The sequence below is a fragment of the Aestuariivirga sp. genome (assembly GCF_037139295.1).
GTDB lineage: Bacteria > Pseudomonadota > Alphaproteobacteria > Rhizobiales > Aestuariivirgaceae > Aestuariivirga.
The window spans coordinates 1-1,800 of sequence record NZ_JBAXGR010000288.1; the positions used below are offsets into that span (position 1 = coordinate 1).

The 1,800-nt window shown below is 58.5% G+C and carries 3 protein-coding genes; all 3 read left to right on the forward strand.

Features of this window, described 5'->3' with window-relative positions:
* On the forward strand, positions 1-538 hold a 538-nt coding region (locus WCJ41_RS21985; RefSeq protein ID WP_336907966.1), incomplete at its 5' end, for a fatty acid desaturase.
* An 18-nt stretch (positions 539-556) separates the two neighbouring features.
* Positions 557-871 (forward strand): MocE family 2Fe-2S type ferredoxin, encoded by a 315-nt coding sequence (locus WCJ41_RS21990; protein ID WP_336907967.1) that lies wholly within the window; start codon positions 557-559, stop codon positions 869-871.
* Between the two features lie 46 nt (positions 872-917).
* Complete coding sequence (locus WCJ41_RS21995; protein WP_336907968.1) at positions 918-1,751, forward strand: TIM barrel protein; 834 nt, start codon at positions 918-920, stop codon at positions 1,749-1,751.
* Positions 1,752-1,800: the final 49 nt, after the last annotated feature.

Consider the following 1,800-nt stretch of genomic DNA (forward strand, 5'->3'; position numbering starts at 1 on the left):
CATGCTGCGGCACGCGGCAGGCAGGCTTTCCCCTGACGAAGCGGATTTCATCCCCGAGATGGAGCGCCCCAAGGTCTACCGTACGGCACGCATCTGGCTTGCCATACACCTCGCCGTCACTGCCTTCGCGATCTACATCGGCTCGATCCTGCCGATGCTGCTGGTCGGGCCCCTGCCCGCCATGTATGGCGCATGGGTGCATGTGATGACTGGCCTCACGCAGCACACCGGCCTTCCCGAGAACGTGTTGGATCATCGCCTCAACTCCCGCACCGTCTACATGAACCCCGTGTTGCGCTTCATCTACTGGAACATGAACTATCACGTGGAGCACCACATGTTCCCGATGGTACCCTATCATCGCCTGCCGGAACTGCATGAGGAGATGAAGACATACTGCCCGCCCGCCTACCCAAGCGTCGTCGCCGCCTATCGTGAAATCATCCCCGCGATCCTGCGCCAAGTGCGTGAACCAGGTTGGTCAATCCAGCGACCAATGCCGCAGGACTATCCCACCCAGATGATTGCTGCAGAATAGCAGGAGAAAGACGAGAAGATGACCCAATGGATTGAAGCCTGTGCCGTCGGCGACATTGCAGAAGAAGACGTGATACGGTTCGACCACAGCGGGCGCACGTTTGCCATCTACCGCTCGCCCGAGGATGAGTACTATGCCACCGACGGCCTATGCACTCATGAGAAGATCCATTTGGCGGATGGGCTGGTGATGGACAACATCATCGAGTGCCCGAAGCACAATGGCCGCTTCGACTACCGCACGGGGGAGGCAAAGGGCGCTCCAGTCTGCGTGAACCTCAAGACCTATGCCGTGAAGCTCGAAAGCGGCAAGGTGATGATCAACATCGGTTGATATTCGACTTCACACTAACCCGATCCGCAGACAAGAGAATGGTCCCGTGACTGACAAGCTTTCATTTGCACTCAATCAGATCACCGCTCCCCGACTTACATGCAGGGAGTTCATCGAGCTAGCCAGGCGATTGGATTGCTCAGGCATCGAACTTCGCAACGACCTCCGCGATAAGCGCCTGTGTGATCGGGACTTCTTCGACGGCGACAGCCCAGAGAGCGTGGGTGCCCTTGTCCGGGAGAACGGCTTACGCCTCCTGGGCCTGTCCGAGGTCTATGCGTTCAACCGCTGGTCGGAAGAAATACGGGTCAAGGTAGATCGCCTCATCGGTGAGGCCGTGGCCAGTGGCGCCGAATCCATTTCTCTCATCCCTTCCAATGATGGGCGAACCGAAACCGACGATGCGCGCCTCGACGCGCTCCGCAATGCTCTCTCACGCATACTCCCGATGCTCGAGGGCACCGACCTGATCGCCCTCGTGGAGCCTCTTGGTTTTCCGACTTCGTCGCTGCGGCGCAAGAGCGATGCAATCGCGGCGATCAAGGCAGTGGACGGTGATGCGCGTTACAAACTCGTGCACGACACCTTCCACCATCATCTCGCTAGCGAACGAGAGTTCTTCCCGGAGTGGACCGGCATTGTTCATATCTCGGGTGTCGTCGATCCCTCGGTCGAAGTCCGCGATATGCAGGACGAGCACCGGATCCTGGTCACAGGACAAGACCGCCTGGGCAACCTCACCCAGATCGCAGCCCTCAGTTCGGCGGGCTACAGGGGCGTCTACTCCTATGAATGCTTTGCACCGTCGGTGCATCACAGCGCAACGATTGGGTCTGAAATAGCAGAGAGCCTTGCTTTTATAAGGGTCGGAATATCGTAAACACGTGCAATCTAACGGCGGCCTTTGTCCGACGGCAGCGCCCCTGAGA

What these genes read in the sequence shown, in the direction of transcription:
- WCJ41_RS21990 (WP_336907967.1), top strand. Translation starts at nt 557, where the DNA reads ATGACCCAATGGATTGAAGCCTGTGCCGTCGGCGACATTGCAGAAGAA.